The organism is Tardiphaga sp. (genome assembly GCF_044336785.1).
Classification (GTDB): domain Bacteria; phylum Pseudomonadota; class Alphaproteobacteria; order Rhizobiales; family Xanthobacteraceae; genus Tardiphaga.
The window spans coordinates 20,017-41,705 of the sequence record NZ_JBIIOT010000045.1 but is presented as its reverse complement, the minus strand read 5'-3'; the positions used below and the strand labels follow the sequence as shown (position 1 = coordinate 41,705).

Below are 21,689 nucleotides of genomic sequence, written 5' to 3'. Positions count from 1 at the left end.
AACCTCTCCCCGCTTGCGGGGAGAGGTCGCCTGTAACATGCGAAGCATGTGGAAGGCGGGTGAGGGGGCTCTCCGCCCGCTCGGAGCGAACGGAGAGCCCCCTCATCCGGCCGCGCTACGCGCGGCCACCTTCTCCCCGCGCAGAGCGGGGAGAAGGCACAACAATTACACCGCCAGCGTGCCAGCCTTCGCGGCAGCATAGCGCTCGCCGATCTTGGTCCAGTTCACCGTATTCCACCACGCCTTCAGATAGTCCGCACGGCGGTTCTGATAGGTGAGGTAATAAGCGTGCTCCCAGACGTCATTGCCCATCAGCGCACGCTTGCCGTCGATGATCGGGTTGTCCTGGTTCGGACGCGTCTCGATGGAGAGCTTGCCGGCCTTGTCCACAATCACGAACACCCAGCCCGAGCCGAATTGACGGCCGCCGGCGGCGTTGAAGTCGGTCTGGAATTTCTCCAGGCCACCAAGATCACGATCGATCGCGGCCAGCACTTCGCCGTCCGGCTTGCCGCCATTCGGGCCCATGATCTGCCAGAACATAGTGTGATTGGCGTGACCGCCGAGATTGTTGCGCACGGCGGTGCGGATATTGTCCGGTACGCTGGAGAGATTGCCGAGCACCTCGACCAGCGGCTTCTCGCCGAGCATCGGCGTGTCCTTGGCAAACGTGTTCAGATTGGCAACGAAGGCCGAGTGATGCTTGCCGTGATGGATCTCCATCGTCTTGGCATCGATATGCGGCTCCAGCGCATTCACCGGATAGGTCAGCGGCGGCAGCACAAAGGCGCCATTACCGGCGGTGGGCGTTGCAGCAGGTGCTGCAGCCTGGGCAAAAGCGAGCCGCGGTGCAGCAATCGCGGCAGCCATGCCGGTCGCAGCGAACATCATTTGGCGTCGGGACATCGAGGACATGGTGCGTCTCCTGGGATTTGCGGGCCGGCAATACGGCCTTGGCAATTACGTGCGGTTTGAGTGCCAGTTTCATATGCGGGCAATGTGACGCATCGGCGCAAGATCGATCACGTCACAGCGAGATTGAATCATTTGAAAAGAAACGGCCGGGATCGCTCCCGGCCGTCGGTATTTGTTAGCTCCGCTCAGCGGCGCGGCGGCGCCGTGCCGGGAGGCGGCGGTGGCAGCGACGCCTGACCGCCATTCAGCAGTGGCGTGATGTTGCGGACCGTGACACGGCGGTTCTGACGCTCCGGGCCATCGGTCTGGATCTTCAGATACTGCTCGCCATAGCCCTGCGACGTCAGGTTCTCCGCCGGCACCTGGAATTGCTGGGTGAGCAATTCCGCCGCCGACTGCGCACGGCGATCCGACAGCGACAGATTGTCGACATCGGAGCCGACCGCATCAGTATGGCCCTCGATCAGGAACACCGCCCGCGGATTCCGCGAGATGGCGCGATTGAGACCATCGGCGATCACCTGCAGCTTCGAGGCCTGATCCGGCGGAATATCCCACGAACCGAGGTCGAAGTTGATGGAGTCGAGATCAATGGACGGCATGCGCTGGCGCACGGCCGGGCTGTAGCGGACTTCATCCAGCGTATAGCGACGCTCGATGCGATCCACTGGCGGCGCGATCAGCGTATCGTAGACGAGATCGGGCGAGGCCTGATCGTAATCGACGATGTAGCGGTTCTGCGGAATGCGGATCATCGGAGGCGGCAGATCCACATAGAAGCCACCGCGCGGACCACGCGGCCCGCCGCGGGGACCATCGAACGAATTGTCGATGATGATGATCTCGCGACCATCGCGATCCCGGCGGATACGGCGCATCAACTGGCCGTCGCTGCCGACCACGGTGATGATCTGCGATCCATCGGGCCGCACCACGATGGTGCGATCCTCGTTGCCGACGCGCTGGGTGCGAATGTCGCGCGCGCCGTAACGGAAGCGATCGACCTCGTTGTGGCGGATATAGGATTGCCCGCTCGGATCCTGCACGATGATGCGGCCGGGCTCGGTGATGATGGTGCGACCACCTTCGCGGCGCTCGCTGCGCTGGCCGCGGAAGTCATCCAGACGGCGCGGACCATCCGGCGCGGCACCCGGCGCGATCGGCGCCAGGGCTGCGGCCGGCGGCGGCGCAGGCGGGATCGGCGTCGTCACCTGAGGTGCCGGTGGCTGCACGACCTTGATATTGCCGCCACCGGGAGCGACCACGAGAGGCGCGGCACTCGGGGTCGGCGGTGGAGCAACCGGAGCTGCCGCCGTGGGCGGCGTCCCCGGCGCTGCGCCGGGAGCGACAGCCGCGGGCGGCGTGCCGGGAGCAGCAGGCGCACCTGGAGCGGCGCCGGGCGCACCCGGCCTGCCCTCGCCGCGGCGACCGCCTTCGCGGCCTTCGGGCCCACCGGGACGGCCGGACGGCGCCGCACCGGCTGGCGGAGTCGCCGACGGAGCGGGCGCTGCGGCAGGCGGTGTTGCGGCCGCTGGCGGAGTTGCTGGAGCTGCCGCCGGAGGCGTGGCTGGCGTCGGCGCTGCTGCGGGAGCCTGGCGCGCGGCAGGCGGTGTCGCAGGCTGGGCCGGCGTTTGCGCAGCGGGTGGCGTGGCCGGAGGCGTCGGACGCGCACCGGGTTCGCGGCGCTCGCCATCCGGGCGTTCACGACGCTCGGCGCCGGCCGGTGCTTCGCGACGCTCGGGACGAGCAGCAGCAGGCGGAGTCGGTGCAGCCGGCGGCTCAGCGCGTGGCGCCGGCGCTGCGGCGGGAGGCGTGGGCGGAGTTGGACGTGGCGGCGGCGCAGCTTCAGGGGCCGGACGCGCCGCAGGGGGCGCAGGTGGTGCCGCGCGCGGCGCGGCTGGCGGCTCGGCACGTGGCGCGGGAGCTGCGGCCGGAGGTGCAGGGGGAGCCGGACGTGGGGCTGGTGGCGCGGCGGCAGGAGGCGCAGCTGCAGGCGGAGCGGGCCGTGGCGCGGCAGCCGGCGGCGGCCCCTTCGGCGCAGCCTTGGGCTCGCCTTCTGCTGCAGGCGGGGCTGCCTGTGCGAGCAGGATCGGCGCATCGCCATTCGATGCGTGAGATGTCGCGACTGCGATCTGCGTCACACCGAACGCAGTCGTGGCCAGCAGGACGAGACGAAGTTTTGTCATGATGAGCTTGGGCCCCTCGCTTAAGTAGACTTCAACAAAAGATTTGTCGGCCGAACAAATCGGCAGATCGATGAACGAATAAGCATGGGGCCGGAATGTGGCGGCCCGCAAAGCCACAGTCGTATTTATTTTGCACACACGAACGGCCTGAGCGCGCATTGTTCATGGCGCGTTCAGACCGTTTGTTTAGTAGCGACCGTATTACATCACCGCTGGTGGCTGACCCGGCGTCTCATCCGGATTCGGCACCGGAATATCCGCGGGCAGATCGCCCGGCAATTCCTCCGGCCGCGAGGGCTCGCCGGGATCGCGTATGGGCGGCGGCACTTCGGGCCGCGGATTGCCCGGCGGGCTTTCCTGTGGCGGCTCCGAAGGCTTGCCCGGCGTGATCGGCGGCTCCTCGACAGGCGTATTGCCGGGTGCGGCGCTCGTCATCAGATCGCAACCTTGCGATTGGTGCCGATATCCGGACGCGAGCCGGTCATCGCCGCCGCAGCCATCTTCACATAGCTGATCACGGTGCCCGGCGAATCCCAGAACTCGGCTTCGTCCGGCGTGAACTTCAGCACGCGAATGTTCGGATCATCCGCACTGTCCCACCACGCCTTCGCTGTGGTGGTGAACAACTCCTTGATCTTGGCGCGATCGTTGGACACGACCGCCGTACCACTCACCGACACGTATTTCTGATCGCTCGCATCTGCGAAGGAGAGATTCACATTCGGGTTCTGCTTGATCTCGTCATCCTTGTGACGGCGTGCGTCACTGAGGAAATAGACCGCGTCTGCCGCGCGATCGATATAGGCGGACATCGGCCGGGCGCGCAGCTTTTCGCCATCCTGCGTCACCAGCATGGCAAAGCCGATCTTCGTCATCAGCTCCCAGGCCCGATCGGTATCGCGAGCATTGTCATTGGTCATTTCATTTCTCCCTTCGCAGGGTAACAAGCGCGACCGGGCGATGTTCCGGCACCGATCGGCGCATGGACCGATTTGACAGCCGATCGGGAACCGCCCATCACAGCCGAATTCACCACGCCGTTTGGGGGGATTCGATGCCGTTCGCTTACTGGAGCATTCTGATTGCTGCACTGCTTCCGCTGATCATTGCCGGCTATGCCAAATCAGGATCGCGCGACAACAATACGCCCCGCGACAGCGCTGGCGAGCTCACCGGCCCCAAGCGCCGTGCCTATGCCGCGCATCAGAATGCGTTCGAGAGTTTTCCGTTCTATGCCGTGGCGGTGCTGGGTGCGCTGTTCTTCGGTGCATCGGCCAAGACGGTCGGCGTGCTCGCTGCCGTCTATCTCGCCTTCCGCATCGCGCATGCGCTGTTCTATATCGCCGACAGATCGACGCCGCGTTCACTGGCCTATGCCGGCGGTTTCCTCACCAATGTGGCGATCTTCGCGCTGCCGATGCTGCAGATCAATTTCGTCTGAGCCTTTCCTTCGTCATTGCGAGAAGCGAAGCGACGAAGCAATCCAGTTCTTTCTTTGCATAGCTCTGGATTGCTTCGTCGCCTTTGGCTCCTCGCAATGACGCCAGTTATGTCGCCGGCTTGCGATGACGCAGGAAGCGGCCGAGCAGGCGACGCTTGCCCTTGCGCGGAATCAGATCGATATCGCTCACCAGCTTGGCGCCGCCCTTGCGGCGCTCCAGCACGATCTTGCGGCTATGGAACGCCTCGAGCTCAGCGCGATGCGCCACCGAGACGACGGTCGCCTTGGGCATCTCCTTGGTCAGTAGCCCCATCATGCTGTCCTGACTCTTCTCGTCGAGCGCGGACGTCGCCTCATCCAGCACGATGATATCAGGGTTGTGAAGAAACAGCCGCGCGAAGGCCAAACGCTGCTTCTCGCCGCCGGAGAGTGTCTGATCCCACGGCGCTTCCTCCTCGATCTTCTCCTTGAGATGCGCAAGGCCGACCTTGTCCAGGGCTTCGCCGATCTGCTCGACGCTGAAATCCTCTTCTGCAGCGGGATACGAGGCGGCGCGGCGCAGCGTGCCCGACGGCACATAGGGCTTTTGCGGCAGCATGAAGAGCCGGCGATCGGGATGAAAATTGACGCTGCCGCCGCCCCATGGCCACAGGCCGGCAATGGCGCGCACCAGCGTGCTCTTGCCGGTCCCGGACTCGCCTGCAACCAGAAGGCGCTCGCCCGGATCGATATTGACTTCGGTATCGCCGACAACAGCGGTGCCGTCGTCGAGCGTGACGGACAGATCGTGCAGGCTCAACATGCGGTCATCCGTGGTCTCGCCGCGCTTGATGCGGCCGATACCGTCGCCGAGTTCGGCGCGCTCGAGACCGTCGAGCGACATCATCAGCGAGGCGATGCGGCGTGCGCAGGCATTCCAGTCGGCCAGGCGCGGATAGTTATCGACCAGCCAGCCGAACGCGCTCTGCACGATGGTGAAGGCGGACGCCGCCTGCATCACCTGGCCGAGCGACATGCTGCCATCGAGGAATTTGGGTGCACAGAGCAGAAGCGGCACCACGGGCGCGATCAGGCTCGACCCCTGAGACACCAGCGTGGTGCGCATATATTGCCCGGCAAGCCGCGTCCATTGCTTGAGGACATTGCCGAAGGTCTTGTCGATGCCGCCGCGCTCTTCCTCCTCGCCGCCGAGCAGCGCGATGCTTTCGCCGTTTTCGCGTACGCGGGTGAGGGCGTATCGATATTCGGCCTCGGCCTGGTTCTTGTCTTCGGAGATGCCGACAAAGCGGCGACCGATCGCCATGATCGAGCCCGACGCGATGGCGGCGTAGAGCACCGCGGCGATGACGAGGAAGCCGGGAATTGTGATCACGCTGCCACCAACGGACAGCGTCAGCGCGCCACCGATGGTCCACAGGACCACGATGAAGGTCGCGGCCGACAGCAAGGCAGACGTGACACCCGCGATAAAGTCCACCGGCGAGTCGGTGGCGATGCGGAGATCTTCCGCGATCCGGTATTCCGGGTTCTTGTGATCGCCGCCGACCAGATTGAGTTGATAGTAGCGGCCGTTCTTGAGCCAGCGCGAGATCACCGAACTCGTCAGCCAGGCGCGCCAGCGGCGCTGGATGCTCATGCGCGCGAACACCTGCCCGACGCCGAGCAGTACGCTGCCGATGGCGAGCGGAAAGAACACGCCGGTGAGATGAAAGACGCTCGCCGCATCGCGCTTCTCGATGGCGTCGAAGATCGCGCGATTCCAGACATTGATGCCGTATTGGAAGGCGACATTGGCGATAATCATCAGCAACAGGCCGATGGAAAATGCCCAGGCGAGCTTGTCGCCCGTCTTGCCCCAGAAGCCGCGCGCACTAAGCCAGAACCGCGTCAGCAGATAGTCTTTCCGCGCCTGCTCGACCTCCTCCGGTGACAAGTCCGGATCGGGTTCGACCACTTCGGGCGGGGGTGGATCGATATGGTCGCCGGCCTCATCCTTCAGCGGGACGATCGGGCCTTTTTGGGCATCGTTCTTCGGCTTGGTGGTGTTAACGCTTTGGTGACCCGCAGGCTTGCTCATGGCGCAATAACGCCAAGCCTATCATGGGGTTCCCTGAGGTTCCGCTGTTCTCAGGCAGTCTCCCGCTGGGCCTTGCGCCAGTTGCCTGATTTAGCCAGGACGCGCGAGAGCTGCTCGATGGAATAGGGTTTTTGCAGCAGCTCAAAGCCGAATGTGCCGTTCTGCGCCAGGACGTGGCTGTAGCCGGATGTGAGCACGACGGGCAGATCCGGATAGAGTTTTCGAATCTCCTGCGCGAGTTCGATCCCGGTCATGCCGGGCATCACGACATCGGAGAACACCACGTCGTAGCGACCGGCGCTGCGCTGTAATTCGTCGAGTGCTTCCTCGGCGCTGTGCTTGAGGACTGTGGCATAGCCGAGCTCGGACAGTGCGTCGGTCGTGAAGGTGCCGACATCGCGATTGTCTTCCACGATCAGCACTGAGAGGCCGTGGCCATCGATGGGCGGCGCCTCGCTTGATACGATTGTCGGCGCGACATTGCCGACGACGCGCGGCAGATAGAGCGTGAAGACGCTGCCCTTGCCGACTTCACTGACAACCGTGACCTCCCCGCCGGATTGCTTGGCGAAGCCGAATACCTGCGAAAGACCGAGACCTGTGCCCTGCCCGACTTCCTTTGTCGTGAAAAACGGCTCGAAAATGCGTTCGAACTGATCCGCGGGAATGCCGCTGCCGGAATCTGCGAGGGCCACGGCGACATAGCCATCCTTGCGCGGCATCGGCGCCGATGGCAGCCGCTCGCTGGCGGTGACGCTGATGATGAGGCGGCCCTCGCCCTTCATGGCATCGCGCGCATTGACGGCGATATTGATCAGGGCCGTCTCGAACTGGCTGAGATCGGCATCGACAAACAGTGGCTTGTCCGGCAGATGCGTGACGATCTCGATCGGCGAGCCCGTCAATGTGCCGATGATGTCGGTGACCCCGTTGACGCAATGGCCGACATCGAACACTTCGGGCTTCAGCGTCTGCCGGCGCGCAAAAGCGAGCAGCTGAGCCGTCAGCTTGGCCGCGCGGTTCACCGTCTCCGATATCGCCGCGATATAGCGGGCGCGACGCTCGGGTGCGAGATCCGGTCGCTGCAGAAGATCGACCGACGAGCGGATCACCGTCAGCAGATTGTTGAAATCATGCGCCACGCCGCCGGTGAGCTGGCCCAGCGCCTCAAGGCGCTGGCCGTGTTTCAATGCTTCCTCGGCCTCGCGACGCTTTGTGGCCTCAAAGTTCAGCCGGCGGGTGCGGCGAAGCGCGAAGAGCAGCAAGCCGAACAACAGCAGTGTGGCCGGAACGCCGAAAATCAAATGATAGCTGATCGCTTTCAACCAGCGATCGCGGATGGCCGAAGTTTCCAGGCCGGCGGCGACATAGACGGGATAGCCTGCCAGCCGCCGATAACCGATGCGGCGTTCGACATTGTCGCCGGGCGCGCTGATGGTCACGAGCCTGCCGTCGGGATTGGTCGATAGCACACGCCCGACCGGCCCTTTGGGATCGAGCCGCGCGGCCGCTGCGAGCGCCGGATAGCGCGCAAGGATCGATCCGTCGGTCAGCCCCAGCGCGAAGAAACTGCCCGGCGCGCGGCCGATGCGGGCATAGAATTTCTCGAAATATTCGGGGAACACCGACGCCTGCACGACACCGGTGAAGCTTCCGTCCACGCTGGTGCGACGGCGGCTGACGCCGAAGAACGCCGCACCCTGATAGGGCGGCCGCGGCAGCAGATTTGCACCGATAAACGTGCCGACATCCTTGTCGATGTGGGACTTGTAGTAGTCACGATCGGAAAAATCGAGATGAGGCAGCGCAAGATTGAGGCTGTTGACCAGTGCGCGGCCCTTGTCGTCGAACACCCAGACCGATTTCAGCTGCGGCAGCGCATCGGTGAGCTGCCTGAGCCGCGCCGACATTGCATCCGCCTTGAACCGCAGCTCGTCGTCGCTGCGATCGCGAACAATTTCGTTCACCTCCGACAGGCTGCGATCGATGGTCTCGAACACTTTCAAGGCGTGTTCATGCGCGACATCGACCGTGCGATCGATCTCGCGATCGGCAATATCGTTGGTGGAAATCCAGGAATTGGTGGCGGCGAAGGCGAAAAGCGCAATGGGAAACGCCAGGGATGCGGCCATCATCCACTGCAGCATTTTCAGAGAATTGTGCTGTTCTGTCTTCACAGTCCCTGCCCGCGTCGCGCCAGTCTAGCGCATGACGCGGGATCGACCAACCCATGAGGGTTGATCGAATGCAGAGGTGTGACGTGTTCGCTAGCCGGCGTTCATCTGCGAACGGAAAGCCCAGCGCGTCGAACGCTGCTCGATCCAGGCAAAAACCGCATACATCAGCACGCCTTCGAAGGCGAGCAACAGCAATGCGGCATAAACATTCGCCATGCGGAAACTGGCACCTTCCTGCGCGATCAGAAAGCCGAGACCGGCATTGGCACCGAGGGTTTCGGAGACAACGGTACCGACGAAGGCCAGCGTGATGGCGACTTTCAGTGAACCAAAGAAATATGGCAGCGCACGCGGAATGCCGACCTTCAGCATGATATCCAGCTTGCCGGCACCGAGCGCACGCAGCACGTCTTCGAGTTCGGGCTCCGTTGTCGCAAGACCGGTGGCGATATTGACGACGATCGGAAAGAACGAAATCAAAAATGCAGTGACGATGGCGGGCACTTCACCGATACCGAACCACAGGATCAGCAGCGGCACGATGGCCACTTTCGGAATCGTGTTGAAGCCGATCATGACGGGATAGAGACCGCGGTAGATGGTCTGAGACCAGCCGACCACGAGGCCGAGCATGACGCCGAACACCACCGCCAGCGCGAAGCCGACCGAGGTGACCCACAGTGTCGCCCAGGAATGATAGAGGAACACCTTCCACAGCTTGAACATTGCGGCAAAGGCAGCCGATGGTGGCTGCAACACCGATGTGTTGATCTTGAACACCGCGCAGGCGCCTTCCCAGATCAGAAAGATCGCGAGCGTGAAGATCCAGGGCGAGAGCTTTTCGACAACGCGCGAATTCATGATTTACGCGCCTCCGCGATCTTCTGGCGCAGCTCGTGCACGATGTCGCCGAAGCTCTTGTCATAGGTGACTTCGAGATCGCGCGGCCGTGCAAATTCGACCGGCTTGATTTGCACGATATGGCCGGGACGCGCGCTCATGACATAGATATTGTCGGCGAGGAAAGCGGCCTCGCGCAGATCATGGGTGACGAGGATCACGGTGAAGCCGAGGCGCTGCCAGAGATCGCGCAGCACGCACCACAGCTCCTCACGCGTAAAGGCATCGAGCGCCGCAAAGGGCTCATCGAGCATCAGCAATGCGGGTTCGTGGATCAGCGAACGACACAGCGACACGCGCTGCTGCATGCCGCCCGATAATTCCCATGGATAGCGATCGCCGAAGCCAGCCAGGCCGACGGTTGCGAGCAGTTGCTCGGCCTTGGCGCGAAACTCGGCTTTCTTCGATCGATATTGCGAGCGATAGGGCTCGACGATTTCCAGCGGAAGCATGACGTTGTCGATGACCTTGCGCCATGGCAGCAGATTCGCGTGCTGAAACGCCATGCCGGCCATCTTGACCGGTCCCTTCACTTCCTTGCCATCGATGGCAATCGTCCCGGCAGTCGGCTTGTGCAGGCCGGTGACGAGACGCATCAAGGTGGACTTGCCGCAGCCCGACGGGCCGACCACGGCGGCGAATTCGCCGCGCGCGATCTTCAGCGTTGCATCCTGCAGCGCGACGATGTCCCCCGCCGCGCCGCGATATTTCAGCGTGACGCCATCGATATCGACGAATGCTTCCATGCGAACTGATCCGACCTTCTTGTCGCGCTGGTCGGTCAGAGCTTGCGTTCGCCGGCCGGGGGCAGATAGTCCGACGTGAACAGGTCACCGGCCTTCGGCTTCGGATTCTTGAACTCGTAGGTGACGGCGATCTGCTCGATGGCATCGCTCATCCGCTTGTCGTCGATGCCGCCGACGCCGTTGGCCTTCACCCAGTCGGTAATGAAGTTGTCCTTCAGCGACATCTTCAGGCGCGCCAGCTCGATCTTCTCGTCGCCGGTCTCGTTGCGCTTCATCACCGATTTGATCGCGGCATCAGGATCCTTCGCCGTGTCGATGATGCCCTTGATGGTGGCGCGCACGAAGCCGGCGACCACCTTCGGATTGGCCTTGGCGAATTCCGGATTGACCATGATAGCATTGCCGTAGAGCACGATGCCATGATCGGCCATCAGCATCACCTTGATGTCCTTCTCGGCGATGCCCTTGGCCAGCAGGTTGAAATAGGACGAGAACGAGAATCCGGTGATGGCATCGACCTTGCCATCAGCGAGCATCGGCTCGCGCACGGGGAAGCCGACATTCTCGATCTTCACCTTGGCGTCGTCGATCTTGTTCTCCTTCACGAAAGCCTTCCACTGCGCGAAGGCGCCATCCGGCGCGGGCGCGCCCAGAATCTTGCCTTCGAGGTCCTTCGGCGCATTGATGCCGGACTTGGCGATGGAGACAATGGCGAAAGGCGGCTTGTCATAGACCATCAGCACGGCCTTGACGTCCTTGTCCGGGTTCTGGTCGCGGAAGCGCGCCAGCGAATTGATGTCAAAGAAGCCGATCGGATAGGTGCCGGCGGCCACGCGGGCGATACCGGCGACCGAGCCCGGCCCGGTATCGATGGTGACGTCGAGCCCTTCGGCCTTGTAGTAGCCCTTGTCCAGCGCGACGAAATAGGGCGCCGACGGCCCTTCATATTTCCAGTCGAGCGCGAATTTGACGGCGGTCTGCGCCTGCGCCGACATGATGGACGTCAGCAGCGCGGCACCTGCAATTGCACTGAGACCCAATTTGCGAAGCATGGAAAAATCCCCTGATCGAATGTCCGATACAGGCTAGCACAGACCATGCCAGCATTGGCCTCGGCAATATCACGCTGTCCCCCGAAACGCACGGATGTGCGCGCGGGAGATGCCGGCCGGCCACAGGTCGCAGAACGGCTTATGCCGGCCGCGTCCGGAACTCGCGGCCTTCGTCCAGCCAGCGGATCCGTTCGTCCCGCAGCATGGTCCGGCGCACCTTGCCGGCATCGTCGCGGACGGCGTCCTGCGAGAACTCGTAGCTTTCGGGATGCTTGGGCCGGGCGAGGTTTTCGGCCAGGAAGCCCGGCATGGCGGCAGCCAGCCCCGCGCTTTCGGCGCCGGGTCGCAGCTGCAGGATGGCATGGATGGACGCACCGAGATCGGGATGCGGCAGGCCGATGACAGCACAGCTCTCGATATCGGCATGCGCCAGCAGCGCCGCCTCGACCTCGGCGGGATAGACATTGGCGCCGCCGCGCAAAATGAGATCGGTGCGGCGATCGGCCAGCCAGATATAGCCTTCGGCATCGATATGGCCGATATCGCCGAGGGATTCCCAGCCATCGGCAGAGCGCTTCGGCTCGGCGCCGAGATAGTGATAGGTCGTGCCGGCGCCCTCGACCGATTTCAGATAGATTTCACCGATCTCGCCCGGCGGCAGATCGCGGCCGTCCTCGCCGACGATTTTTGCAGCGCCGATCTCGACCCGCCCGACCGAGCCCTTGCGCTTCAGCCATTCGGTGCCGGGAATGACGGTGGAGGCCTGCCGCTCGGTGCCGCCATAGAGCTCAAAGATGCGCTCGGGGCCGAGCCAATTGATCCAGTCTTCCTTCAGCCGCGGCGGCATCGGCGCGGCCATGTGGAAGACGGTGCGCAGGCTGGAGACATCGTATTTCGCGCGCACATCGTCGGGCAGCGCCCAGATGCGGCTCATCATGGTGGGGACGAAATTGACCCATTCGAGCTTCCAGCGATCGATCAGCCTGAGCGCCTCCTCCGCATCGAATTTCGTCATGCCGACAATCGTGCCGCCGGCAAACAACCCCACATGCGCCACCGAGAATGGCGCATTGTGATAGAGCGGGCCGGGATTGAGCAGTTGCACGCGCTCATGCACGTTCAAGGGCTGCAGCTTTGGATCGGTGACCGCAGGCTGATGATCGACGATCACCTTGGGCCGGCCGGTCGATCCGCCCGAGGTCATGGCCTTCCAGTAACGCCCGATCGGGCCATCGATCGGCGCGTCGGAAAATCCCTCCGGCACGAAATCCGCGGGCAACCGCTTCGGCGCTTTCCAGTCTTCCTCGCCGCCGATGACGAGGGACGGGCGCAGCAATTCGAGAATCGCCGAGGCCTCGCCGCGCGGCAGCCGATAGGACAGCGAACACGGCGTGGCGCCGCATTTCCAGATCGCGAAGGTAGTTTCGAAGAAGGCGTTGGAGTTCGGCAGGCCGACCGCGATGAAATCGCCGGGCTTGACGCCATGCTGCATGAAAGCGCGCGCCCGCCGATTGGCGTTGCGCTCGAGATCACCCCAGCTGAGCGCGACATTGTCGTGCACGACCGCAGGCTCATCGAAGCCATTTCGCTCCGCATGCCAGCGGGGGATGTCAGCCATCGGGATCAGCATTGCGGTTCTCGCTTGTTGTTATTGGAGCGTTCTGACTTCACCTCTCCCCAGCGGGGAGAGGTGTTTCGAGCGCCATCGCTTCGTTAGTTCATTTTCGCTTCGATCACCGGCCCAAAACTCTCCCACTGATCGCCCTTGAAGCGGATCATCTGCATCTGCTTGATGGGGAAATGATCGCCGGGTGCGGTGTTCATGGTGATGCCCGGCAGCAATGATGTCGGCGCGAGGCCCTTCAGGCTGGTGGCGATCCGCATGATGTTGTCGCGCGACAGATCATCGCCGGCCTGCTTCAGGATATATTCCAGCGTCTGCGCCGCACCGTAGGAATACAGGACGAGGCCGTTGCTGCGATCCACATCGGGCGCATATTTGTCGACGAAGGCATTGAACTCCTTCATGCCGGCATCGTCCTTCCAGGCGGGATCGATGGGATCCTTGGTATAGTTCGCGCCGATCAGCCCCTGCGAATGATCGAGACCCGCAGGCTTCAGCACGGCACCGGTGGACTGGCTGACCTGATTGAGAATCTGGATCGGCTTCCAGCCGATTTCACCGATCTTGCGGATGGCCATGGCGGCGAATTTCGGCGTCGAGAGATTCAGGAACATGTCCGCTCCCGATGCCTTCAGTTTCACGATCTGCGAATCCACCGTGGGATCGGAATTGTCGTAGGTCGCCTCGCTGACGATCATCGAGATCTTCTCGCCGAGCCCGTCGCGCACGCCCTTGTAGATATCCTTGCCGTAATCATCATTGGCCGACAGCACGGCGATCTTGGCATTCGGATGATTGTCGATGATCCATTTAGCATAGATGCGCCCCTCGGCCTGATAGGGCACGTTGAAGGGCATGGTCCATGGATTGGCCTTGGGATCATCGCCGAACCGCGTGCCGCCGCTCGACAGCATGATCTGCGGCACCTTCTTGGTGTTCAGATATTTCATGACGGCGGTGTTCGACGGCGTGCCCAATGTCTGGAACAGCAGCAGCACCTCGTCATTCTCGACCAGCTTGCGCGTCTGCTCGACAGCCTTCGGCGGCGAATAGGCGTCGTCATAGGACAGCCAGTTGATCTTGCGCCCGTTGATGCCACCCTTGTCGTTGAGCATCTTGAAATAGGCGCCGTTGATGCGGCCAACCATGCCGTAGGCCGATGCCGGCCCGCTATAGGGCACGAAATTGCCGATCTTGATTTCCGTATCGGTGACGCCCGGACCGTATTTCTTCTGGGCCGCTGCAGGACCTGACGCGATGACAAAGCACGCGCCAAGCGCGGCAAGAATGCGCGCTCGCATGGATGTTTCTCCCTTGTTTTATCGTCATTGCATCACCGCATCGGTGACGGGCGTTCCGCTGTTTTTGTTTGCGGTGCGCGAATAGTTTCTGCTTCGATCTGGGAAAGCAAGGCTGTTTGCAGCAAGCCAGATTTCCGCTCGACGGAACGATTGATCACGTCGCTACTGAGCGATCGGACTACATATTCTTGCGCACGTCCGGCACATCACCGGCAAGTCCATAGCTCGCCGGATCGTCTCCCAACTCGGTGATGCCTTTCGCCAATCCCTGACGCAGCATCGACTGCAGGCTTTCGTCATATGTCGCGAGGCTCTTACTGATGGCGTCTTTCCATGCGTCACCGCGATCCCAGGCCTCCATGAAGGCCGCTGCCATATCCGCCTGCTGGTAATTCATGATGAGCGCCTGGAAGATCGAGCGCGCCTGAATCCGGTCCTTGGCGCTTTTCGCCATCACGTCGCGATCGTCCCGCCGACGCGAGGCGACGATGAGCTTGTGCACGGCGTATCGCTCCGGCGACGGAATGGTCACCGGGACGCCTGCGCCATGTAGAAGCACGGCGCGGATCGGATACCGGATCAGAAAATCGAGGAAGCGGAGAGGATAGGCCGCTGCGCCGCCCAGCGCCGGCATCTGCACCGGCTTGTCGGCGACATCGTCCGGTCCCCGATTGGGCGTCAGGAATTCGACCTTGAACTGGTCGCGCGACACGAATTGCGTCGATACCCGCCCGTCCGCCGAGCTGGGCACCTCGCGAAACGTGGGATCGACCTTTTTGAGGATGCCCAGGATCGGCGGCAGGCTGTCGCCGATGGCGACCGAGATCTCCCGGAACTGAGCGAAATCGGCGTCGCCGGTTTGCATGGCGGCCGCATCGAGCCGCCGCGCCAGCACGGCCGAATAGCATTGATAGGCGACAGTGCCGACCAACACCCCGCGCAACCTGAAGAAACCGGCATGTGCCAGTTCCTCGACCACCCGGCCCGTGGTGATCGGCGGCTTTGGGAGATAAGCCTCCCGCGTCAGGGTGGATACGAGGCGGCGACGTCCCTTGATGTCCGCCTTGAGGTCCTTGAATTCCTCGACGCGCCTAGTGATGTCGGGATCCTCTTGCGGACCCACGTAACGCCGGTCCTGTCCGCCGCCTTCAGGCTTGGGCGTGTCAAAGTACCAGTATTTGCGGCCCTTGACCTCGACGGCGACAAACCGGCCATCGGACGAAAATTCGGAGGTGAAGCTGTCGTCAAGGCTGCGCTGCACGAGCTCCGAGTACAGCGTCTGAAAGGTAATATCGACGCCCGCAGCCTTGGCCATGGAACCCCCGCTATACTATTTCCGCAATAGCAGTATAACGCGGCTAGACCGCCGATTCAAGCTGTTATACTGTTTCTGCGAAAACAGTATACCGAACGAACATGACCGTTGGGCCAACGAAAAAGGCCCGCAAATGCGGGCCTTTCCACGACATGATCGTCGCCTGACAATCGGTGTTTCAGCTCGCTTGAACGTCAGACCTGACGTTCGACCATCTTCATCTTAAGCTCGGCAATGGCTTCCGACGGGTTGAGACCCTTCGGGCACGCCTTGGCGCAGTTCATGATGGTGTGGCAGCGATACAGGCGGAACGGATCTTCTAGATTGTCGAGACGCTCGCCAGTGGCTTCGTCGCGGGAATCCTTGACCCAACGGGTGGCCTGCAGCAGTGCGGCCGGGCCGAGGAAGCGATCACTGTTCCACCAGTAGCTCGGGCACGAGGTCGAGCAGCAGGCGCACAGGATGCACTCGTAGAGGCCGTTGAGCTTCTCGCGATCCTCGTGGCTCTGGCGCCATTCCTTCTGCGGGGTCGGCGTGGTGGTCTTCAGCCACGGCTCGATCGACGCATACTGGGCGTAGAAGTTGGTGAGATCCGGCACCAGGTCCTTCACCACCGGCTGATGCGGCAGCGGATTGACCTTGATGGCGCCGTCATCGACTTCGTCCATCGCGCGGGTGCAGGCCAGCGTGTTCTGGCCATCGATATTCATGGCGCAGGACCCGCACACGCCTTCACGGCAGGAGCGGCGGAAGGTCAATGTCGGATCGATGTTGTTCTTGATCCAGATCAGGCCGTCCAGAATCATCGGACCGCAGTCATTGGTATCGACGTGATAGGTGTCGACCGACGGGTTCTTGCCGTCATCGGGATTCCAGCGATAGACGCGGAACTCACGCGTCTGCGTGGCACCGGCGGGCTTCGGCCATTCCTTGCCGCCGGTGATCTTGGAATTCTTCGGGAGTGCGAACTCAGCCATATTCTCGAGCCTTCGCTTTCTCAGTACACGCGCGCTTTGGGCGGGATGTACTGCACGTCATTCGTCATCGTGTAATCATGCACCGGGCGATAATCGATGGTGGTCTTGCCACCCTGCTCGACCCACGCCAGCGTGTGCTTCATCCAGTTCTTGTCGTCGCGATCCGCAAAATCCTCGCGGGCATGGGCGCCACGGCTTTCGGTGCGGTTGGCGGCGGAGTCCATGGTGACGATGGCCTGACCGATCAGGTTGTCATATTCCAGCGTCTCCATCAGGTCCGAATTCCAGACGAGCGAACGATCGGACACGCCGATATCGTCGATGCCGTCATAGACCTTGTGAATCAGCGTCTTGCCTTCGTTGAGCACGTCGCCGGTGCGGAACACGGCGCAGTTGGTCTGCATGACCTGCTGCATGCTCTCGCGCATCTTCGCCGTGGGCGTGCCGCCCTTGGCATTGCGGAAGTGATCGAGACGGCCGAGCGCCATTTCCGACGAATTCGGCGGCAGATCGGGCTGCTTGGCATTCGGCGTCAGCTTGTCGGCGAGACGCAGCGCGGCGGCGCGGCCGAACACCACGAGATCGATCAGCGAGTTGGAGCCGAGACGGTTGGCGCCATGCACCGACACGCAGGCGGCTTCGCCGACGGCCATCAGGCCCGGCACCACCGCATTGTCGTCGCCGTCCTTCTTGGTGACGACTTCGCCGTGATAGTTCGTGGGAATGCCGCCCATGTTGTAGTGCACGGTCGGGATCATCGGGATCGGTTCGCGGGTCACGTCGACACCGGCGAAGATGCGCGCCGATTCCGAAATGCCCGGCAGGCGTTCATGCAGGATCGCCGGATCGAGGTGATCCAGATGCAGGAAGATGTGATCCTTCTTCTTGCCGACGCCGCGGCCTTCGCGGATTTCGATGGTCATCGCGCGCGAAACGACGTCGCGCGAGGCCAGATCCTTGGCGGACGGCGCATAACGCTCCATGAAGCGTTCGCCTTCGGAGTTGACGAGATAGCCGCCTTCACCGCGGGCACCTTCGGTCACCAGACAGCCCGAACCATAGATGCCGGTCGGGTGGAACTGGACGAACTCCATGTCCTGCAGCGGAAGACCCGCGCGGAGCGCCATGCCGCCGCCGTCGCCGGTGCAGGTATGGGCCGAGGTACAGGAGGCGTAAGCGCGGCCATAGCCGCCGGTGGCGAGAATGACGGTCTGCGCCTTGAAGCGATGCAGCGTGCCGTCGTCCATCTTCAGCGCGATGACGCCGCGGCAGGTGCCCTGGTCGTCCATGATCAGGTCGATGGCGAAGTATTCGATGAAGAACTCGGCGGCGTGACGCAGCGCCTGGCCATACATCGTGTGCAGCATGGCGTGACCGGTCCGGTCGGCGGCGGCGCAGGTGCGCTGCGCCTGGCCCTTGCCGAAATCCATGGTCATGCCGCCGAACGGGCGCTGATAGATCTTGCCGTCTTCGGTGCGCGAGAACGGCACGCCCCAGTGTTCGAGCTCGTAGACCGCGTCCGGCGCGTTGCGCACCATGTATTCGATGGAATCCTGATCGCCCAGCCAGTCCGACCCCTTCACGGTGTCGTACATGTGCCAGCGCCAGTTATCCTCGTGCATGTTGCCGAGCGAGGCCGAGATGCCGCCCTGCGCCGCAACGGTGTGCGAGCGGGTCGGGAACACCTTGGTGATGCAGGCGGTGCGAAGACCCGCTTCGCCACAGCCGACGGTCGCGCGCAGGCCGGCGCCGCCGGCGCCCACGACGACGACGTCATAGGTGTGATCTTCGATGGGATAGGCGTAGCCGTTGGTGGCGGGGCCGCCAACGCCGTTCGCGCCATTGCCGTTCGCGGCCATGCGCTACACTCCAGATGATAGTTTGAAAATGGCGTAAGCCGAGGCCAGCGACACGACAGCGGCGAAGAAGTTGTTGGCGATCGCGCAAACCAGCTTCAGCTTCTCGTCATGCACATAGTCTTCGATCACGATCTGCATGCCGATCTTCATATGCACCACGCTGGCGACGATGAAGAGCAGCAGGATGATGGCGACCAGCGGCGAACCGAGGATCTGTGCGGCCCCCGCCTGATTGCGGCCAAGCAGCGACATGACGATAAAAACGATCGGAACCAGGAGCAGCAGCATGGCCACCGCCGAGGTACGCTGGCGCCAATGATCCGACGTGCCGGAATGGCCCGAACCGTGGTTGCGGACGCGGCCGAGCGGCGTGCGCATGGATTTCTGCGAATTGCCGCTCATCGTGCGCCTCCGCTCATATAGGCCACGACCCAGAGCAGGATGGTGATGACGATGCCGGCGATCAGCGCTGCGCGGGTCAGCCATTCACGCTCGGTCGGCTTGAAGCCATAGCCGAGGTCCCAGACCAGATAGCGGATGCCGCTCATGGCGTGATGGACCAGTGCCCATGTGTAGCCAAAGGCGATCAGGCGGCCGATGATGCTGCCGGCAAAGGCCTGCACATATGCGTAGGCTGCGGGGCCTGACGCGGCGGCGATCAGCCACCAGACAAGCAGCAGGGTGCCGAAATACAAGGCAATACCCGTCGCGCGATGGATGATGGACAGGGCCATCGTCAGCGTCACGCGATAGATTTGCAGATGTGGCGAAAGGGGGCGTTCGATCCTGGTGGCCATTCAACAACTTTGACAGGTTAATGGGCAAACTCTGCTCGATATGGGATCGCGTAGAGCAATTCTATTTACGAAGTCGATACGGCGAGTGCAATCGCGAAATGACATAATCGGAATGCATGTTCAGAGTTTGAAATCAGCATTGCGCGTGGCGGGATTGACACTTGGCATGCCACGGGCGCACAGCCGATGAAGCGCGATTCAGGCAAGCTTTATGGCGCGATTGCAAATATAAATCGGGGCGGGACATGGCAGGCCTGAGTATCACCGAAGTTGTCGAACTTGCGGTCCTTCTGGTGGCGGTGGGAGGACTGAGCGGTTTCCTTGCCGGGGTGTTCGGGATCGGCGGCGGAGCCATTCTTGTGCCCGTATTTTACGAGTGTTTTCGCATTGCCGGCGTGCCTCTGGAGGTGCGGATGCCGCTCTGCATCGGCACCTCGCTGGCCATTATCATCCCGACCTCGCTGCGCTCGTTCCGCGCCCATCTCGCCCGCGGTGCAGTGGACATGGAGATCCTGCGCAAGTGGTGGCTGCCGATCCTGGTCGGCGTCGCCGTGGGCAGCGTGACCGCCCGCTTTGCCCCCGAAAGGCTGTTCAAGATCGTCTTCGTGGTGGTGGCCTGGTCCGCTGCTGCACGGCTGCTATTCGCTCGTGAGGGGTGGAAACTCGGCGACGACCTGCCCGATGGACCGCTGATGAAGGTCTATGGCTTCTTTGTCGGCCTGCTCTCGACCCTGATGGGCATCGGTGGTGGGCTGTTTTCGAACCTGCTGATGACTTTTTACGGCCGCCCGATCCATCAGGCGGTAGCGACCTCCTCCGCGCTGGCGGTGCTGATCTCGATCCCCGGCGCGCTCGGCTACATCTATGCCGGCTGGCCGGCGGCCGCGACCTATCCCGACGTCGCGCCGCTGCAGCTGCCCTTCGCGCTCGGCTATGTCTCGCTGATCGGCGCCGTGCTGGTGATGCCGACCAGCCTGCTCACCGCGCCGCTCGGCGTGAAGGCGGCGCATGCGATGTCCAAGCGCACGCTGGAGATCGCGTTCGGGGCTTATCTATTCATCGTGGGAAGCAGGTTCGTGGTGGCGCTGCTGTAATGCGTAGGCCGGCGGATGAGCCGAAGGCGTCATCCGCCGGCCTAGCTCAAAGCTGAAACTCCGCGGCGGATGACGCTTCGCTTATCCGCCCTACAGCCCCGCGTAATACTATCCGTAATAGTATCCATACGCAGTCTTGTTATGGATGCCGCATGGCTCACGATCACAACCACGATCATGCGCATGATCACGATGACCATGCCGGACATTCACATGGCCCCGGTGGACACGTCCATGCGCCGGCAAACTTCGGCAAGGCCTTTGCCATCGGCATCACGCTCAACACCATCTTCGTCGTAGTCGAAGCGGTCTATGGCTATGCCGCCGGGTCAATGGCACTGGTCGCCGATGCCGGGCACAATCTCTCCGACGTCCTCGGCCTGATCGCCGCATGGACCGCCGCTGTGCTGTCGAAGCGCGCCGCGACGCCCCGCTTCACCTACGGCCTCAAGGGCTCGTCGATCCTCGCAGCCCTGTTCAACGCTGTGTTCCTGCTGGTCGCCGTTGGCGCGATCGCCTGGGAGGCCGTGCATCGGCTGTTCAATCCGGAACCCGTGACCGAACTCACCGTCATCGTGGTCGCCACCATCGGCATCGCCATCAATGGCGTCACCGCCTGGCTGTTCGCCTCCGGCCGCGACAGCGATCTCAATATCCGTGGCGCCTATCTGCACATGGTTGCGGATGCTGCGGTGTCTGTCGGCGTCGTCATCGCCGCCATCGTGATCATGTTCACCGGCTGGCTGTGGATCGATGCCGTCACCAGCCTTGTGATCTGCGTGCTGATCGTGTGGGGCACATGGAGCCTGCTCCGCGACTCCACCGCGATGTCGCTGGCCGCCGTGCCGCGCGGGATCGATCCGGTCGCGGTGCGCGCCTATCTGGAGAAGTGCCCAGGCGTGGCGCAGGTGCATGACCTGCATATCTGGCCGATGAGCACCACCGAGGTGGCGCTGACCTGCCATCTGGTGATCCCGACAGGCGCGCCTGGTGACGCCTATCTCATGGATATCTGCGCGCGGTTGAAGCGCGATTTCGGGATCGAACACACGACGATCCAGATCGAGACGGATATGAATTCGGCATGCGCGCTGGCGACAGCGCATTGATCTGACATACACCACCCTCATCCTGAGGAGCCGCGCAACGCGCGGCGTCTCGAAGGATGGCGGCAAGCTCCGAGCCCAGCCAGCTCATGGTTCGAGACGCGCGCCAACAGGCGCGCTCC

19 protein-coding genes are annotated in these 21,689 nt (G+C 62.6%); 3 read left to right on the top strand and 16 right to left on the bottom strand.

The features are described 5' to 3' along the window. Positions 1-165: 165 nt before the first annotated feature. The 4 genes from ACIQ2A_RS14610 to ACIQ2A_RS14595 form a co-directional block, all read right to left on the bottom strand. On the bottom strand, positions 166-915 hold the full coding sequence (locus ACIQ2A_RS14610) for a superoxide dismutase (RefSeq protein WP_398480315.1): 750 nt from the start codon (positions 913-915) through the stop codon (positions 166-168). Between the two features lie 185 nt (positions 916-1,100). Beyond that, on the bottom strand, positions 1,101-3,101 hold the full coding sequence (locus ACIQ2A_RS14605; RefSeq protein WP_398480313.1) for an OmpA family protein: 2,001 nt from the start codon (positions 3,099-3,101) through the stop codon (positions 1,101-1,103). A 201-nt stretch (positions 3,102-3,302) separates the two neighbouring features. Further along, entirely contained in the window at positions 3,303-3,536 is a 234-nt protein-coding gene (locus ACIQ2A_RS14600; RefSeq protein WP_398480311.1) for a hypothetical protein, read from the bottom strand. Continuing rightward, entirely contained in the window at positions 3,536-4,021 is a 486-nt protein-coding gene (locus ACIQ2A_RS14595) for a pyridoxamine 5'-phosphate oxidase family protein (RefSeq protein WP_398480309.1), read from the bottom strand. Before ACIQ2A_RS14595 ends, ACIQ2A_RS14600 begins: the two co-directional genes overlap by 1 nt. A 134-nt stretch (positions 4,022-4,155) precedes the next feature. On the opposite strand from ACIQ2A_RS14595, the gene ACIQ2A_RS14590 reads away from it, so the two are divergent. Then, positions 4,156-4,542 carry an MAPEG family protein gene (locus ACIQ2A_RS14590; protein ID WP_398480307.1) on the top strand — a complete coding sequence of 129 codons (387 nt, stop codon included), beginning with the start codon at positions 4,156-4,158 and terminating at the stop codon, positions 4,540-4,542. 106 nt (positions 4,543-4,648) lie between these two features. On the opposite strand, the gene ACIQ2A_RS14585 is transcribed toward ACIQ2A_RS14590, so the two are convergent. The 12 genes from ACIQ2A_RS14585 to sdhC form a co-directional block, all read right to left on the bottom strand. Next, positions 4,649-6,619 (bottom strand): ABC transporter ATP-binding protein/permease, encoded by a 1,971-nt coding sequence (locus ACIQ2A_RS14585; RefSeq protein ID WP_398480305.1) that lies wholly within the window; start codon positions 6,617-6,619, stop codon positions 4,649-4,651. A 50-nt stretch (positions 6,620-6,669) separates the two neighbouring features. Next, on the bottom strand, positions 6,670-8,796 hold the full coding sequence (locus ACIQ2A_RS14580) for an ATP-binding protein (RefSeq protein ID WP_398480303.1): 2,127 nt from the start codon (positions 8,794-8,796) through the stop codon (positions 6,670-6,672). Positions 8,797-8,886: 90 nt separating this feature from the next. Continuing rightward, complete coding sequence (locus tag ACIQ2A_RS14575) at positions 8,887-9,657, bottom strand: ABC transporter permease (RefSeq protein WP_398480301.1); 771 nt, start codon at positions 9,655-9,657, stop codon at positions 8,887-8,889. Beyond that, positions 9,654-10,442: an ABC transporter ATP-binding protein gene (locus ACIQ2A_RS14570; protein WP_398480299.1), complete on the bottom strand. Its 789-nt coding sequence runs from the start codon at positions 10,440-10,442 to the stop codon at positions 9,654-9,656. The genes ACIQ2A_RS14575 and ACIQ2A_RS14570 overlap by 4 nt, the downstream gene beginning before the upstream one ends. 35 nt (positions 10,443-10,477) lie before the next feature. Next, positions 10,478-11,494: an ABC transporter substrate-binding protein gene (locus ACIQ2A_RS14565; protein WP_398480297.1), complete on the bottom strand. Its 1,017-nt coding sequence runs from the start codon at positions 11,492-11,494 to the stop codon at positions 10,478-10,480. 139 nt (positions 11,495-11,633) lie between these two features. Next, on the bottom strand, positions 11,634-13,124 hold the full coding sequence (locus ACIQ2A_RS14560; RefSeq protein ID WP_398480295.1) for an AMP-binding protein: 1,491 nt from the start codon (positions 13,122-13,124) through the stop codon (positions 11,634-11,636). Between the two features lie 83 nt (positions 13,125-13,207). After that, a complete protein-coding gene (locus ACIQ2A_RS14555; RefSeq protein ID WP_398480293.1) occupies positions 13,208-14,419 on the bottom strand; it encodes an ABC transporter substrate-binding protein in 1,212 nt (403 codons plus the stop codon). 178 nt (positions 14,420-14,597) lie between these two features. Continuing rightward, positions 14,598-15,734, bottom strand: a complete 1,137-nt coding sequence (locus ACIQ2A_RS14550; RefSeq protein WP_398480291.1) for a GSU2403 family nucleotidyltransferase fold protein — start codon at positions 15,732-15,734, stop codon at positions 14,598-14,600. 194 nt (positions 15,735-15,928) lie between these two features. Continuing rightward, positions 15,929-16,711, bottom strand: coding sequence for a succinate dehydrogenase iron-sulfur subunit (locus tag ACIQ2A_RS14545; protein ID WP_398480289.1), 783 nt, complete (start codon positions 16,709-16,711; stop codon positions 15,929-15,931). A gap of 20 nt (positions 16,712-16,731) precedes the next feature. Further along, entirely contained in the window at positions 16,732-18,570 is a 1,839-nt protein-coding gene (gene sdhA, locus ACIQ2A_RS14540) for a succinate dehydrogenase flavoprotein subunit (protein ID WP_398480287.1), read from the bottom strand. A 3-nt stretch (positions 18,571-18,573) separates the two neighbouring features. After that, on the bottom strand, positions 18,574-18,948 hold the full coding sequence (gene sdhD, locus ACIQ2A_RS14535) for a succinate dehydrogenase, hydrophobic membrane anchor protein (protein ID WP_398480321.1): 375 nt from the start codon (positions 18,946-18,948) through the stop codon (positions 18,574-18,576). A 20-nt stretch (positions 18,949-18,968) separates the two neighbouring features. Continuing rightward, a complete protein-coding gene (gene sdhC / locus ACIQ2A_RS14530; protein WP_398480285.1) occupies positions 18,969-19,367 on the bottom strand; it encodes a succinate dehydrogenase, cytochrome b556 subunit in 399 nt (132 codons plus the stop codon). A 245-nt stretch (positions 19,368-19,612) separates the two neighbouring features. Between sdhC and ACIQ2A_RS14525 the strand changes: the two genes are divergently transcribed. Together ACIQ2A_RS14525 and ACIQ2A_RS14520 are read left to right on the top strand one after the other, a co-directional pair. Continuing rightward, entirely contained in the window at positions 19,613-20,461 is an 849-nt protein-coding gene (locus ACIQ2A_RS14525; RefSeq protein ID WP_398480283.1) for a sulfite exporter TauE/SafE family protein, read from the top strand. Positions 20,462-20,613: 152 nt separating this feature from the next. Then, a complete protein-coding gene (locus tag ACIQ2A_RS14520) occupies positions 20,614-21,570 on the top strand; it encodes a cation diffusion facilitator family transporter (RefSeq protein WP_398480281.1) in 957 nt (318 codons plus the stop codon). Positions 21,571-21,689 lie beyond the last annotated feature (119 nt).